1 rRNA gene is annotated in these 500 nt (G+C 52.2%); it reads right to left on the bottom strand.

Features of this window, described 5'->3' with window-relative positions:
- Positions 1-435: 435 nt before the first annotated feature.
- Positions 436-500 (bottom strand): 16S ribosomal RNA (locus ACPYN9_RS17205); the annotation flags it as partial.

Here is a 500-nt window from a genome sequence, read left to right as displayed (position 1 = left end):
AAGATTTGATTTACACATGAGTAGCCAATCATTTCATTCTCAGAAACTCTTGACTAAAATTGCTGAACACCACAAACACAACCATCCGAAGACGATCAACATTTGCGGCATTCAAGATGCTCGCGTCCACTGTGTAGTTCTCAACATACGATCGGTACCAACCCGATTGACGCAAAGCCAACCAAGAAGGCCCAAGAGCCCGATCCACCACCACCTTCCGGCAGCAGCAGGCCCGGTCCCTCAGGACCCAACAGCGTGCACACCAGCACCCACCGAAACACCAGCCGTTCCAACCCCCAAAGAGGCGTACTAAACCAGCATCACGCTGAGCACCGAATAGTCAAATGTTCCACCCATGAGCGCCACCGATCGACATTCGCGACCGAAATGACTTCAGCTCCACACGCCAAAGCGTGCGTGCTAAATGCTCCTTAGAAAGGAGGTGATCCAGCCGCACCTTCCGGTACGGCTACCTTGTTACGACTTAGTCCTAATTACCG

The sequence above is a fragment of the Pseudoclavibacter helvolus genome, assembly GCF_049707175.1.
Taxonomy (GTDB): domain Bacteria; phylum Actinomycetota; class Actinomycetes; order Actinomycetales; family Microbacteriaceae; genus Pseudoclavibacter; species Pseudoclavibacter helvolus_A.
The sequence above is the reverse complement of the archived record's forward strand: the minus strand, read 5'-3'. Positions and strand labels throughout refer to the sequence as shown.